Source organism: Taishania pollutisoli (assembly GCF_014518315.1).
Taxonomy (GTDB): domain Bacteria; phylum Bacteroidota; class Bacteroidia; order Flavobacteriales_D; family Crocinitomicaceae; genus Taishania; species Taishania pollutisoli.
The window spans coordinates 76,719-91,741 of sequence record NZ_JACVEL010000011.1 but is presented as its reverse complement, the minus strand read 5'-3'; the positions used below and the strand labels follow the sequence as shown (position 1 = coordinate 91,741).

13 protein-coding genes are annotated in these 15,023 nt (G+C 41.3%); 5 read left to right on the top strand and 8 right to left on the bottom strand.

Annotated features, from left to right (window positions below; all coding sequences use genetic code 11):
* The first annotated feature begins 214 nt into the window (after window positions 1-214).
* Window positions 215-2,074, top strand: a complete 1,860-nt coding sequence (locus tag H9Y05_RS13860; protein ID WP_216714627.1) for a LuxR C-terminal-related transcriptional regulator — start codon at window positions 215-217, stop codon at window positions 2,072-2,074.
* 4 nt (window positions 2,075-2,078) lie between these two features.
* On the opposite strand, the gene uvrB is transcribed toward H9Y05_RS13860, so the two are convergent.
* The 3 genes from uvrB to H9Y05_RS13845 form a co-directional block, all read right to left on the bottom strand.
* Window positions 2,079-4,070 carry an excinuclease ABC subunit UvrB gene (gene uvrB / locus H9Y05_RS13855; RefSeq protein WP_216714626.1) on the bottom strand — a complete coding sequence of 664 codons (1,992 nt, stop codon included), beginning with the start codon at window positions 4,068-4,070 and terminating at the stop codon, window positions 2,079-2,081.
* Window positions 4,071-4,266: 196 nt separating this feature from the next.
* Complete coding sequence (locus tag H9Y05_RS13850) at window positions 4,267-5,307, bottom strand: sensor histidine kinase (protein WP_163491552.1); 1,041 nt, start codon at window positions 5,305-5,307, stop codon at window positions 4,267-4,269.
* On the bottom strand, window positions 5,304-5,990 hold the full coding sequence (locus tag H9Y05_RS13845; RefSeq protein WP_163491553.1) for a response regulator transcription factor: 687 nt from the start codon (window positions 5,988-5,990) through the stop codon (window positions 5,304-5,306). The genes H9Y05_RS13850 and H9Y05_RS13845 overlap by 4 nt, the downstream gene beginning before the upstream one ends.
* A gap of 322 nt (window positions 5,991-6,312) precedes the next feature.
* Here H9Y05_RS13845 and H9Y05_RS13840 point away from each other — a divergent pair, with 322 nt between their 5' ends.
* From H9Y05_RS13840 to H9Y05_RS13830, 3 genes are all read left to right on the top strand, one after another.
* Window positions 6,313-7,530, top strand: a complete 1,218-nt coding sequence (locus tag H9Y05_RS13840) for a porin (protein ID WP_216714625.1) — start codon at window positions 6,313-6,315, stop codon at window positions 7,528-7,530.
* A gap of 84 nt (window positions 7,531-7,614) precedes the next feature.
* Window positions 7,615-8,226 (top strand): hypothetical protein, encoded by a 612-nt coding sequence (locus tag H9Y05_RS13835; protein ID WP_216714624.1) that lies wholly within the window; start codon window positions 7,615-7,617, stop codon window positions 8,224-8,226.
* Window positions 8,189-8,887 carry a hypothetical protein gene (locus H9Y05_RS13830; protein ID WP_216714623.1) on the top strand — a complete coding sequence of 233 codons (699 nt, stop codon included), beginning with the start codon at window positions 8,189-8,191 and terminating at the stop codon, window positions 8,885-8,887. Before H9Y05_RS13835 ends, H9Y05_RS13830 begins: the two co-directional genes overlap by 38 nt.
* Before the next feature lie 79 nt (window positions 8,888-8,966).
* On the opposite strand, the gene H9Y05_RS13825 is transcribed toward H9Y05_RS13830, so the two are convergent.
* From H9Y05_RS13825 to H9Y05_RS13810, 4 genes are all read right to left on the bottom strand, one after another.
* Complete coding sequence (locus tag H9Y05_RS13825; RefSeq protein WP_163491557.1) at window positions 8,967-9,602, bottom strand: LolA family protein; 636 nt, start codon at window positions 9,600-9,602, stop codon at window positions 8,967-8,969.
* A gap of 51 nt (window positions 9,603-9,653) precedes the next feature.
* Window positions 9,654-10,274 carry an alpha/beta hydrolase gene (locus tag H9Y05_RS13820; protein ID WP_163491558.1) on the bottom strand — a complete coding sequence of 207 codons (621 nt, stop codon included), beginning with the start codon at window positions 10,272-10,274 and terminating at the stop codon, window positions 9,654-9,656.
* A 1-nt stretch (window position 10,275) separates the two neighbouring features.
* The gene (locus H9Y05_RS13815) at window positions 10,276-11,073 is read right to left on the bottom strand and encodes a hypothetical protein (RefSeq protein WP_216714622.1); all 798 of its coding nucleotides are present in this window, start codon (window positions 11,071-11,073) and stop codon (window positions 10,276-10,278) included.
* A gap of 96 nt (window positions 11,074-11,169) precedes the next feature.
* Window positions 11,170-12,285 (bottom strand): exonuclease domain-containing protein, encoded by a 1,116-nt coding sequence (locus H9Y05_RS13810; RefSeq protein ID WP_216714621.1) that lies wholly within the window; start codon window positions 12,283-12,285, stop codon window positions 11,170-11,172.
* A gap of 55 nt (window positions 12,286-12,340) precedes the next feature.
* Between H9Y05_RS13810 and H9Y05_RS13805 the strand changes: the two genes are divergently transcribed.
* On the top strand, window positions 12,341-14,347 hold the full coding sequence (locus H9Y05_RS13805) for a thioredoxin domain-containing protein (RefSeq protein ID WP_216714620.1): 2,007 nt from the start codon (window positions 12,341-12,343) through the stop codon (window positions 14,345-14,347).
* 24 nt (window positions 14,348-14,371) lie between these two features.
* On the opposite strand, the gene H9Y05_RS13800 is transcribed toward H9Y05_RS13805, so the two are convergent.
* Entirely contained in the window at window positions 14,372-15,022 is a 651-nt protein-coding gene (locus tag H9Y05_RS13800; RefSeq protein ID WP_163491562.1) for a CvpA family protein, read from the bottom strand.
* Between the last annotated feature and the right edge of the window lies 1 nt (window position 15,023).

Below are 15,023 nucleotides of genomic sequence, written 5' to 3'. Positions count from 1 at the left end.
CAGATTGATCTTTATGTTTGCAAAGGTGGTGTGTTTATTCTTTACACACAAGAAAATCACCTCTACACATTGACTACTTCACAACTAAAAAATAACTACTAAATGACTACAACTCCAGTAAAATCGGCGAGTCAAAAACGAGACATTTTCAAATAACTGCAAGAAATCGAGGTGTTTCTGTGATTTAAAATCAATATTTCCCTATTTTTGCCGTATGAAAATTACACACACAATTACCTTCGCTCTGTCATTTATTTTATCTACATCATTATCCGCACACAATCCCTATATTGACAGCTTACTCAATCGACTCGAAACAAAAAACATCTCTTCTGAGGAAAAGTTTCGGTTATATGCCACATTAATTGAAAAATACAGAAGCGACCAGGAATTTTCCACTGCATTGGCGTATTCCTCCGACCTGCTGCAACTTGCCCGGCAAAATAACGATTTTTTCCAACAAGCCAAAGCGTATAGCTTTATGGGATTAATCCACAACAACCTGAAAGATTTTGATACGGCCAATAAATATGTGGATTCGACCGTTGCAAGTGCTTCCAAGACATCTAATCCCCTTGCAGGACTGTATGCGAAATACATCAAGGCTTACCAATACTTTTATTTTGACGAGCGCGAAAAAGCGATGCCTTACCTGGTAAAGATTCTTTCTGTTTTAGATCGTTCCCAAAAAGACTACTACCTGGAATACAAATCCAACTACCTCATATACAGCATTTATTCAGATTGGGATGACGTCGAAAACTCACTTAAATATGCCAATAAATGTGTGGAAATAGCGAAAAAATCAGGAAATAAAAATAGTTTATGCTATGCCTATACCGCGTTAGCTGTCGCTTATACCAATAAAGTTGATTTTCAACAACAACAGCAATACGTACAATTGGCGTACGATTGTTCAGAAAAAGCCTGTAAGCTCTATTATGACTTCCCGGGACAGGTTTCACATTATGCATATGCCATTGCCCGTAATAATTACGCCGGCTACCTATTGGAATATGCTTCTGATTTAACACCTGAACTCCGTGAAAAAATTGAATACAACCTGAATGAATCCCTCAAGGCCGCTAAATTCATCAAGGAAGGTGGTCAACAGTTACAAGCCGGAAATTATGGTGTTTTATCACAACTGGCATCGCTGGACAATGATCCGAAAAAAACAGAAGAGTACTTGTTAAAGGCAAAGGAAGTTCTTCTCACACAAAAACCAGTATATTATCCGTTGATGATTAATGTCACGAATGAACTGGCTATGATGTATGAAAAACAGGGGAACTTCAAAAAAGCACTTGAATACCAAAGAGCAGCTTCTGATTACAGCGCTGAATTATTCAATCAGCACCAGGCCGAAACGGTCAGTAAACTGGAAGCACAATACCAATCCGAAAAGAAGGAACGGGAACTCCAGATTTTATCCGAAAGGGCTGAAAATCAAAAATTGCAGCAATCTATTTACATCGGATTGGGAATTGCAGCCTCAATTGTAGCATTCTTCATCTTCAGGCTGTATCATTACAAGTTAAAGTATTCTCTTGAACGGGAAAAACAATTAAAAGCAGAAAAAACCGAAGCGGAATTACAGGTGAAATTTGAACAGGAAGAACAAGCACGACTAATGGCGGAGCAGGAATTACTCACCATGCGACAACAGCGACTCCAGGACGAGGTAATGGCCAACCAGCTTCATATTCAACGAAAAAATCAGGTATTGAAAAACCTGGAAAGTAAATTAACAGATGAAAACAACATCAACATCCAACGGGTAATCAAAGAAGAATTACACGCAGATGGTGATTTTGAGGATGCCAGGTTCCGCATACAGGAAATTCACCCCAATTTCTTCAACCGTCTGAACGAACACGCGGTACAAAAACTGACTTCTCTCGATTTAAAATACTGTGCATACCTGTACCTTGGGATGGATACAAAACAGATTGCCAAACAATTGAATGTAGAGCCTAAAAGTGTGCGTATGACGAAGTACCGTTTAAAGAAAAAGTTCGGGTTGAATGAAGAAAACGACCTGACGTCATTCCTTAGTAGGATTAATTCGTAGGCATTTATTTTGCCTGTAATTCAAACAAAATATCCCGCAGACGTGCTGCTTCGATAAAATCAAGCTCTTTGGCGGCTTTCTCCATGGCTTTTTTGGTCGAAGCAATTTGTTTTTCGAGAGATACCGTGTATTCCATTGATGATTCCGCTGCTGTTGTCACACGGGTAGGACTTCCGTATTCATCTCGTTTCGATTTATCCGATTGGATACTGATCATTTTTTCTTTGGATTTCATCAACGGTTGCGGAACTTTTCCATGCTTTTCGTTGTATTCCATCTGAATCCGGCGCCTTCTCGCTGTCTCGTCAATGGTTTTCTGCATTGATTTTGTCATGGTATCCGCGTACATAATCACAAATCCGTTTACATTTCGCGCAGCTCTTCCGACCGTCTGTACCAGTGAGCGCTCGTTTCTCAAAAATCCCTCTTTGTCTGCGTCTAAAATAGCAACGAGGCTGACTTCAGGCAGGTCCAGTCCTTCCCGCAGCAGGTTTACTCCGATCAATACATCGAAGACACCCATCCGCAATTGGTGCAGAATTTCGATGCGCTCCAGGGTATCCACTTCACTGTGAATATACCGGCAGGGAATTCCCAGTTTATCAAAGTATTTCTGGAGCTCTTCCGCCATTCGTTTTGTCAGTGTTGTCACCAGTACCCGTTCATCCCGTTCACGCCGCACCTGGATTTCTTCAATCAGGTTATCAATCTGGTTAAGGCTCGGACGAACATCAATTTCCGGATCCAGCAATCCTGTTGGTCGAATGACCTGTTCGACAACAATCCCTTCCGATTTTTCCAACTCATAATCTGCAGGGGTTGCCGAAATGTAGAGTGCCTGGTGCACCATTCCTTCAAATTCTTCAAATTTAAGCGGGCGGTTATCAATCGCAGCCTGGAGACGAAACCCATAGTCCACCAGGTTGATTTTCCGTGCCCGGTCTCCCCCGTACATAGCGCGAATCTGTGGCATTGTAACGTGGCTTTCATCTACAACTAACAGAAAATCATCCGGAAAATAATCCAGCAAGCAGAAGGGGCGTTCTCCCGGTTTTCTCCTGTCAAAGTAACGGGAATAATTTTCAATTCCGGAACAGTAACCGAGTTCACGGATCATCTCCATGTCATAAGAAACCCGCTCTTCCAAACGTTTCGCCTCGTCTATTTTTCCTTCTTTTCTGAAATTGGCCACCTGAATCACCATGTCTTCTCCGATCTGATCCAGTGCCTGTTTCGTATTTTCAGGACTGGAAACGAAAATATTCGCCGGGTAAATGTTAATCTCTTCAAATGTTTCCAACTTTGAATTCGACTCCGGGTCAATCGCTGTAATTCCTTCAATTTCATCTCCCCAAAATTCAATCCGCAACGCATAATCCGCATAGGCCAGGAAAATATCAACGGTGTCTCCTTTCACACGAAATGTTCCGCGTTTAAATTCGTCATGGGCCCTGGAATACAGGTTTTCAACCAGTTTAAACAGGAACTTGTTGCGTGCAACTGTCTCCCCTTTTCTCAGGTAAATAATACTGTTGGCAAATTCATTCGGGTTTCCGATCCCGTAAATACATGAAACCGAAGCGACGACCACCACATCTTTTCTCCCGGACAGCAATGCAGATGTTGCGGAAAGGCGTAGTTTTTCAATTTCATCGTTGATCTGCAAATCCTTTTCAATATACGTATCTGTCACAGGCAGATAGGCTTCCGGCTGATAGTAGTCATAATAGGAAACAAAATATTCTACCGCATTTTCAGGGAAAAACTGCTTAAATTCACCATACAACTGTGCTGCAAGTGTTTTGTTATGCGACAAGATCAATGTCGGCCGGTTGATTTGTTCAATGACATTGGCAACGGTAAATGTTTTTCCACTACCTGTTACACCAAGTAAGGTTTGGTGGGGCCTGCCCAGTTCTATTCCTGCAACAATTTCTGCGATTGCTTCGGGTTGGTCACCGGTCGGTTTGAATTCGGAAACGAGTTGAAAATCCATCTTGTAAAGTTAGGAAATATTACGGATGAATTGTAACGTGAGGAGTGGGAAAGTTGAGAATGGAAAGTTGAAGGGGAAGAGTTAAGGGTGAGGGTTAATTATCAATGTTCAATTATCAATGTTCAATTATCAAATGAGGAAATTCAATTGTACATCGCGAAGACTTGATAATTCATAATTAAAACATTTATAATTATTACTCCGCTGCATCTAAGGTAAATACAAATGTTGTACCCATACCTTCAGTACTTCTGACATGAATGGTCTGCTGATGAGCTTCAATGATGTGTTTAACAATCGACAATCCCAGACCAGATCCGCCGTCATTTCTATTCCGGCTTTTCTCAACGCGGTAAAACCGTTCAAAAATCCGCTTCATGGAAACGTCGTCAATACCGGGGCCGTTATCTGATACTTCAATGGTAACACTGTCGTCTACCGGGTAGAAACGAACCGTTGTCGTGCCTCCTTCATTTCCATACGCAATGGAGTTTTTAATGAGGTTCACAAATACCTGGGAAATTTTTGCCCGGTCCGCTTTTACATAGATCGGCTCATATTGCTTGGCGAATTTGAGCGTAATGGACTTCTCCGCAGACTCAGCTTCCAACGATTCAAAGATTTCTTTCACCAATTCCTTCAAGTTGAAGGTGCGAATATCCATCGGGAGCTCGTTGACTTCCATTTTCATGATTGAATCCAGGTCTTCAATGAGATTCACCATCCTGTCGGTCGCTTTTGATGCCCGTTCCAGGAACATGACATTGACATTGTTATCTTCCAGTCCTCCTTCCAGTAATGTAAGTAAATATCCCTGAATCGAAAAAATAGGTGTTTTCAACTCATGCGCAAGGTTGCCCAAAAATTCCCGTCTGAATTTGGCCTGCTCTTGTAATCGCACGATTTCCGATTGTTTTTCGGAAGACCATTCTTCCGTATCCTTTTCTGCTCTTGCGATTGAATCTTCGGAAAGTTTAAATTTAAAGTCGTTTTCAGATGTGATTTTTCCTTTTCTGATGGAACGGTACAGCACCTTTAATCGTTCATTGATAAATTTGCGCACAATCAGGAAGAAAATCAGGTAGCTGATCAGTCCGGCAATTAGCGGCACTAACAGGTATACGACAAATGAAACGGGAATAACTGCCAGATCAATGAACAGCAAACACAAAAAGCACGAGATTGCAACCCCAATGCTACCAATAAACAATATTTGAGACGGACTTAAATTTCTCAACTTTCTTTGAATGTATAACCAACACCTTTAATAGTGCGAATATAATCATTTCCAAGTTTCTCTCTTAATTTTCGGATGTGAACATCAATGGTTCGTTCGCCGACAATGGTTTCATCTCCCCATACCTGCGCCAGAATCTGGTCACGTGTGTAGACTTTCCCGGGATTATTTGCCAGCATTTCCAATAATTCAAACTCTTTTTTAGGAAGGGTGATCTTTTCTCCTTTGAATTCAATAAAAAACTTTTCCCGGTTCACCACCAACGCTCCTGCGGCTGCCGCAATGTTCTGTTCTCCGTTCAGATCATACCTGCGCAACAACGATTCAATCTTACTCATCAACAATCGCGGACGAATCGGTTTGGTGATGTAATCGTCTCCGCCTGCGGAAAAGCCTGCAATCTGAGAATAGTCTTCCGAGCGGGAAGTGAGGAAGGTAATCAACGGTTGTTTGATTCCGGGTAATTCCCGAATAATCTGGCAGGCTTCGATCCCATCCATTTTCGGCATCATCAAATCCATTAAGATCAATGATGGTGTATGCAATTTTGTCAACTCTACTGCCTTTTCCCCATCTTCTGCACAATACACTTTGTACCCTTCTTTTTCGATATTATATGACAACATCTTTAAAATATCCTGTTCATCATCTACCAGAAGAATTGTATGATTTTTTGATGCCATATCTTTATGTTTTATTTACGTAACAAAATTATATCGAACAAATAGCCATTCAATTAAGGAAAGTTTAATGTTAGGTTAAATGAATCGGATTGTTTTTATAGTAAGGTTAATGGAATATTGCCTCAATGTTATGTAAAGATTAACTACTGATTACCCAAATATGTTCTATTTATTAAGGTTGTATTACCTGGATGTAGCATCCGCATTGGAACACCCTGATTTTACACTTGAAATATAATTTTAACAAAAGGTTAAATTCGATTTACAATACGTTCATTTTAGAAATGTGTGCCCATTTTTGCCCCTGTAAAAATTACAAGCTGTGAATAATAAACATTTAATATTTGTACTATTTTCAATTGGTCTTTATTGCATTCCCAATCAATTAACCGGACAGCAGGATACACTTCAAAATACACCCAAAAAAGAACGGAAATGGTTTCAGTCCATTTCGATAGGAGGGTATTTACAGGTGCGTTACAATGGCTTGCTTGAAACAAATCGCAACCTGGATTGTGATCAATGTGACAAAGCATGGGGAGAAGGAAGCAATTTTTCGATCAGACGGGCGCGAATTGTACTTTCCGGACAAATTCACCCACAGATTTATTTTTACATCCAACCGGATTTTGCAAGTGCAGTCAACGGAACGAAAAACTTTGCGCAACTGAGAGATGCTTACTTTGATATCGGTGTAGACAAAAAGAATGAATTTCGCTTCCGGATCGGTCAGTCAAAAGTTCCATACAGTTTCGAAAACCTGCAGTCGAGTCGCAACCGGTTGAGCCTGGACAGAAATGACGGAACAAACAGTTCATTTAGTAACGAACGTGATTTGGGTATTCACTTTATGTGGGCTCCGACAAAAAGACGGGAATTGTTTAAATCACTGGTGGCAGACGGGTTAAAAGGAAGCGGGGATTATGGTGTTATTGCATTGGGAATTGTCAACGGGCAACCCCTCAACACACGGGAGATGAACGACAACAAACATGTTGTATTCCGGGCAGCTTATCCGTTCAATATCAAAAACCAGACATTTGAAGCAGGGATTCAGGGATACACCGGCATCTACCGGATGATGGACGATGATATCAGCGCGGGAGTAAAACACAACGGGAGCCTGAATTACAAAGACGAACGCGTAGGTATTACAGCGGTCTGGTACCCCAAACCATTTGGAATCCAAGCGGAATATAACATTGGGCGGGGACCTGAATTCAACAAGTTGACGGACTCAATTGAAACACAAAATTTATCCGGAGGATATGTCTTGCTAAATTACCAATTGCGTCTGAAAGAACAACTCCTAATTCCATTTGTCAAGTATAAATATTACGATGGCGGAAAGAAATTTGAGCAGGATGCGCGCAGCTACCACCTCAATGAAATGGAATTCGGAATCGAATGGCAGCCCTGGAAACACTTTGAGCTGGTTGTTATGTATACAATGTCCGAACGCCGATACGAAGATTTTACATTGCGGGACAATTTCCAGCGGGGGAATGTGTTGCGACTTCAGGCGCAATTCATGTTCTGATCTCACCCAACACCTGTTTGGAAACCATGCTTTTCAAGCTGGCCGACAGTAGTTGCATTTATTTTATTACTATCTTCGACCTTCATGAAAACAGCTCTTCAACAAAAATCGTCAGGTATCGCACTGATTATTGTTGCATGTGTCTTTATTACCTTCCGGTTTGTTCACTTGAAAAACAACGAAGTAAATGGCTACAATGCAACTTCCTGGGACGCATTCGGCTACTATATGTACCTTCCTTCTGTATTGATCTACGATGATGTCAGGACACTCGAATGGCTTCCACAAATTGATTCCACATACCACGTCACCGGTGGACATTTGTACCAGGCCATGCAATTGGAAAGTGGCACATTTACGAACAAATACCTGTGTGGAGTTGCTATTTTACAACTTCCGTTTTTCGGGTTGGGGCATATAATGGCAGGCATGCTGGGTTATCCCCAGGATGGTTTTTCCGCTCCATATCAATATGCGATTATGTTTGGTGGAATTGTATGGGTATTGATCGGGTTGTTTCTGCTCAGAAAAGTACTCCGGTATTATTTCGAAGAAGAAATCATTGCGATGACACTTCTTTTTTTAGGACTTACTTCCAACCTCATTCAATACACTTCCGTGGATGGCGGAATGAGTCATGCCTATATCTTTCCTTTGTATGCATTGCTCATATTACAAACCATCAAAATGGCATGAACATCCTTCCTGGAAAAGCACCGCATTAATCGGTGCAGCCATTGGTTTAGCCACTATTTCAAGACCCACGGAACTCATTATGATCTTTATTCCACTGCTTTGGAATACGACGGAACAAACGGCCCGAAAAAGGAAATGGAAGCTGGTGCGGGACAATAAACTTCATATCATGTATTGCCTGGCAGGTGGCTTCATTGCCATGCTCCCTCAATTCATCTACTGGTATCACACAACGGGATCTGTTATTTACGATGTGGGCTCTAAATGGTATTTTCTGACCCCCTGGTTCAGAGTCTTATTCGGGCCGGAAAAAGGATGGTTTCTATACACCCCTGTTGCCATTCTGATGATTGCAGGTTTATTTTGGATGAAGGGTCAATCTTTAAAAAGAAGTATTCTTACGTTTTGCATCCTGAATATATGGATCATTATTGCCTGGGCAGATTGGAAGTATGGAGCAAGTTATTCCACAAGAGCATTGGTGCACAGTTATCCCGTTTTCGCATTTGGGTTGGCATGTTCCATTGCCTGGCTGTATAAAAAACAATTACGAATACCTTTAATTATTCTACTCGTAGTTCTTACCTGGATCAATTTTCACCAGCTGGCCATCTATAACAGTGATGTATTAGAAAATTTTTCCGTCTTTTTGAACTGGTAATATAAAAGTGATTTCTTCAAAAAAAACAGCCCGGTTGCAAATGGTCAACCGGGCTGTTTTTAAGTAAAAGTTCCTGTTATTAATCCTCAATAACCTGGTATCCGGGATACTTGGATTTATCAAAGACGAATTTGGAATCAGGCGCATCTACATTGAATTGCAATTTGGTCACTGTATAGGTCATAACAGTACCATCCTTTCCTTTCAATGTAGCCTTTTTCAGTTCGTTATCATTCTTTCCGATGTACAGCGTGATGGTATGATAATCTGCTGTTTTCGGGTTCTTCGGATAGAGATTGATCATGTGAACCAAATCCGCTCCGTTTTTTGTTTCTTTTTCGTATTTACTTTTAAAACCTGTATCCCACAATGTCATTAATTTCTTAGGATTAACAGACTCTTCGTCCCCATCCTCATCTGAGATATAAACCGATTTTTCTTCTTTTAAGATTGTCCAGGTTTTCTTTCCGTTGGAAATTCGTGTCAACTCACCATAAGAAGCATAATACTTGTCTCCCTTGACCCATCCCTTTCCGGTATTGTTTTCGTTTGTTCCTGAACTTGCGTTTTTAATATTTGCCGAAAACTCCAGGTAGAATGAAGAGCTTCCTTTTACTTTGTTTGAAAATGTATTCAGAATTTTGTCTGCCTTCTCATCCTGTGAAAAAGAGAATGACACGGCAACCAACGTTATCAATACTAATAAATGTTTCATAATCATTTTTTGAGTGGGCTTAATCCATAAAGCGTGCCAAAATTATAGTTTTTATAGGATATCTTCCAAAGTTTTTTCATCAATATCGTGATTTCCTTCAAAAGATACTGTTTTAAAGCCCAGGTTGCGAAAAAAGGAATGTGCTTCCTGTTGTTGTGTTTCGGTAAAAAACTGGTCGTGTGTACCGAGTACAAATGTATGCTCTGTACTGTCTGAATGCCGGGAAAACAAATGAGATTTATCAATATCCGGAGGAAAAACAGACGCCCAGATGATCAGGCGGTTGATGACATGGTTTCCTGTATAAAAATAGCGCGCAGCCGTTGCAGCACCCTGAGAAAAGCCCAACAATACAATTTCGTTGTATGCCTGTTCTTCCGTTAAATGCTCTACCAATTGACCGATCCATCCCAGGTTGTCTTCGATGTCACTTTCCCGGGATTCTTTCGTCATCCAGGACGCCCCTACTCTGCCGGAATTTCCATTGATGTAAAAGCGGTGTAAACCTTCAGGAGCAACGACATGCCAATCACGATACAAGGTAGAAAACTTGCGGATAAAAAATTGCGGCAACTGTCCGTAACCGTGTAATGCAATCAGTAATTTACCTGAATCGGGATTTCCTTCGGAAAAATAACGTGCGGTTTTTTGAATGCGAATGAATTGCTCCATTTTAGTTGGGCGTGTAATATTTTCGGTCCGGGGCATTGAAGAAAAAGCGTTTAACCAATTGATCCGTGCAGGTAATTTCCTGCTCCGCCGTATCATAGTTATCTTCTTTTCCAATGTTTTTCATGGTTGCTTTTTTGATAATAATGTCCTTTGTTTCTGAATATGTCCCCTTTCCGTACTCGAAACAATAAGCCTCCAGTTTATCCGTACCCCATCCATCATACTGCTTCCATTGAAACGCATAATTAGGCGTATCATCGATCATCAGGTAAATGCGACGGAATTGAGAGTTGCGAATCGGGAAATCAACAATGATGTCTTTGTGATTTTCGGAAGAAATGTTTTCAAAAGTAATGGTCAGCTGACGTTGCGGTGTGGATGACATTGTATAAGGTCCGAGAAACTTATTGGTAATACTGCTGTAATAAAACATGTGATTGTGGTTTCCGAAAAATCCGACCGTTGCCGATTTTGTTACCAGATTTTTTTCTTCGGCTGTTTTGATTGCGTTTTCAAGGCGATTTACGGTAATAATCATATCTGTCTTACCATCATCATTGAGGTGCTCCTCGTATATTTTTAACCGGTAATCCTCGTTTGGACGAGTACTTAATTTTCCTTCAATGTATTTTTTCAACCGCTGGTCAAAAGGTAATGTCGGATCGTCGTACTGATCCTGTTTTGCCTGTTTAATGCCGGTCTTTTCTTTTTCACTTCCCGCTTGCTCACCATCTGTACACGCTCCCAGTAACACAACTGAAACTGCTGTCAATATAAGCTGAATATATGTTATTTTCATTCTTCTGTTAAGTTAGTACCTGTTGACAAATATAAGCGTTCCCGATGAGAAGGTACACGTTCATTAATCAATGATCCATTGTTTCCGCTCAATGAACTACACCATTATTTTTTCCGATTTATTCTTTTTGATATGGTTCGCGATCATCCGTTGAATAACTTCATCTTCAGAAGAATAGGAAATAAACCGCTTCCAGAACAATGGATTTAGCCTGTTCATGTGAAACGGGGCGAATCCATATCCTGAAAAGCTTCCGTTTTCAACCAGAATCAAACTTTTTTCCTGTTTGTTTCTTCCCTTGCCCAACAAATAAAACGATTCTCCGTTAAAATCCAACGCTTTCAACTGACCGTTAAACAAATCTTCACCGGGCGCTGCCTTTGTACGAACGGTCCTGTTATACTTGGGCTTTTTACTTTTTTTGGCCTGGTACTCCAAAATTGCAGCAATCAAATCTGTTCCCGTCAATTCAAATTCCACACGGGCAATCTCACGACACCACTGCGCGCTCTTTTTAATGGATGTGTCTTTGAGGTGCTGCTCCACATGTGAACGAATGGCCTTGCTTTTACCAAGGTAAATCAATTGATTGTTCTCATCAAAGAACTTATAGATTCCCGCACGGTTTGGAATTTCCTCCACTTCTTCCAGGTTCAGTGCAGGATGCAAAAAATTCGGATTGAGTTCGTGTTGAATCAGCCCTGTCAACCCGCTGCTGTTTTTTTCAAGCAGCAGACTTAACAATTTTGCTGTTGCCAATGCATCTCCACCCGCTCTGTGACGCCCGACCAATTCAATTCCCAGTGACCGGGTCAACTTTCCCAGACTGTACGAATCTTTTCCCGGGATAATTTGCCTGGAACAACGAACAGTACATAAATGCGGTAGGCGAAAGTCGTATCCGAGTCTGCGAAACTCACTGCGAATCATTCCGTAGTCAAACCCGACATTGTGTGCAACAAAAACGGTTCCCTCCGTAAATTCAATAATTTTCCGGGCAATTTCATAAAATTTAGGTGCGTTTTCCACCATTGCATCAGTAATTCCCGTCAGGTTGGAAACAAACTCGGGAATCGACATTTCAGGATTCACCAATGTTACAAATTCGTCTGTTACCTGGTTTCCGTCATGACGATAGATCGCAATTTCCGTAATCTTGGAAGATTTCGGGTTACCACCTGTTGTTTCTACGTCTATAACGGAATAAATCATGTGGCAAAATTAAATTATTTATGTGAGAAATAGCATTAAATCCTATTTTTACCTTATGAAACAAGCAAATTCACTCATCCACGAAAGTTCTCCGTATTTACAACAACATGCATACAATCCTGTGAATTGGATTCCCTGGAGTGAAGACGTGTTTACAAAAGCAAAACAAGAGAACAAACTGGTACTGATCAGTATCGGGTATTCTGCCTGTCACTGGTGCCATGTCATGGAACATGAAAGTTTTGAAGATGAAGAAGTGGCTGCGATTATGAACGAGTACTTTATCAATGTAAAAGTAGACCGTGAAGAACGTCCGGATGTGGACCAGGTGTACATGACCGCTGTGCAACTGATGACACAACGCGGAGGCTGGCCCTTGAATTGCTTTACGCTCCCGGATGGACGCCCGCTATACGGAGGTACTTATTTTCCGAAAGAGCAATGGAAAAACATCTTGGGATCGTTGCAGCATTTATTTGTCAATGACACTGAAAAAGCGGAGGAATACGCCTCCCGGTTACACGAGGGGATTGTCAGCAGTGAGTTGATTGACATTCCTCAGGAACCGGCACCATTTCAACAGGAAAAACTCCACGAACTGGTAACCCGTTGGAAACGACAATTCGATGCGATCGAAGGAGGAAATACGCGTGCTCCGAAATTCCCGCTCCCCAATAATTACTTGTTTTTGTTGCAATACGGTATCCGGTTTTCAGATGAACCGGTACTGAAGCATGTGGAACTAACCCTGGACAAAATCGCTATGGGAGGAATCTATGACCATGTCGGGGGAGGTTTTGCCCGTTATTCGGTAGACATGTTGTGGAAAGTTCCGCATTTCGAAAAAATGCTCTACGACAATGCACAATTGATCTCCCTCTATTCACAAGCCTACAAAGTGTTCAAGAAACCACTCTACAAACGAACTGTAGTGCAAACAATCGAATGGTTGCAACGGGAGATGCATCATTCCGAAGGCTGCTATTATGCTGCCATCGATGCCGATAGTGAAGGCGAAGAAGGCAAATACTATTGCTGGACGCTCAAAGAATACCAGGATGTACTGTCGGACAACTATGCGTTTGCTTCCGATTTATACAGTTTCAACTCCAGGGGACATTGGGAAGAAGGAAAATACATTCCTTTGCGCGTGCTTTCCGACAAAGAACTGATGTTAAAATACGGATTGGACGAAGCCCGTCTGGAAGAACGGATCACTACTGTCAACGAGTTGCTGCGGAATGAACGCAAAAAACGTGTCTTCCCCGGGATCGATGACAAATCACTGACTTCGTGGAATGCTTTGCTGGCAACAGGTTTGTGTGATGCATACGCTGCTTTCGGAGAAGAAGAGTACAAACACCTGGCACACAAAATTGTCCGGTGGATTAAAACGCATCAATTGAAAATTGATTTTTCGCTTTACAGAACCCGAAAAAACGGAAGGAGTACAATTGACGGTTTTCTGGAAGACTATGCAACCGTCATTCAGGCATTTACCCGTTTTTACGAAATCACTGCGGATGAAGCGTATCTTCTGATTGCGAAAGAATTGACAACATACACCATCAATCATTTTCAGCATCCGGAAAGTAAAATGTTTTATTTCACGCCTGACAGCACAACACTCATTGCCCGAAAAATGGACATCAATGACAACGTTATTCCTGCAAGTAACTCCATCATGGCTACTAATTTGTGGAATCTGGGGCTTTTATTTGAACAACACACATGGCTGGAAGATGCTCGTCAGCAGTTGATGAATGTGTATGACGGAATGGAACAATACGGTTCGGGATACAGTAACTGGGCGATCCTGTTGCTCAATAACACGAATCGTTTTTATGAAGTGGTTATCTCAGGAGATACTTCCGGTGAACGGCTGTCGGAATGGCATCAGTTATACATTCCTCACACCCTTACAGCTTATCATTCAGAGGTTATTCCGTTAGGGAAATATAAAAATCCGGAACAAAACCTGTTTTATATTTGCTCGGAAACCGATGGATGTCTCCCACCGGTCTCTGATCTGAATGATGTATTGGAGCTGATACAACCGTAATTATATTCATTAACGAAATATGAATTAGTTGGTCGTTTCTTTCTGACTGTATTCGTCGTGAATCCGTTTCAATTCCATTGCATCATTGGCATCAATTCCAAGACTGTCGGCAATTTCTTTGGCACGTAAAATGTCCTGCACGGATAAACCGGTGGAATCTTGTTCAGCCTTTAATGAATTGGTAAGAAAAATCGTGCTTTCTTTGATGCGCGGAATGGTTGTTAATGACAGGTTTTTGACCGGTTCGTACAGCAACGAATCCTGTTTTGTTTCTTCTTTGATAAAATCACCCTTTTCGTCATACGATTCCAGCAATACAATAAACACACTGAGCAGATAGAAGATTTTTATCAATGCAAATAAAATTCCCAGAAATTTATTCAATGGCGTCAGGTTGGCCACATCCACCACTTTCTCCAGCATTTTTCCCCCGAAGAAGACCAATGCACCTACTCCCAAAAAGGTAATCGTAAACGCGATGACAGGTAAATATTCTGAATGGATGTTCCAACTGGTTTTTAACAGGTTGGCTGTTCCGTCTGAAAAATGTATTCCGGCATAGATTCCCACGAGCAATGCAAGCAAAGTACATACTTCGATAATGAAGCCGTTTTTAAACCCTTTGTAGACAGCATACCCGATCGGGATCAGAAGCAGGATATCAATGAAATTCATA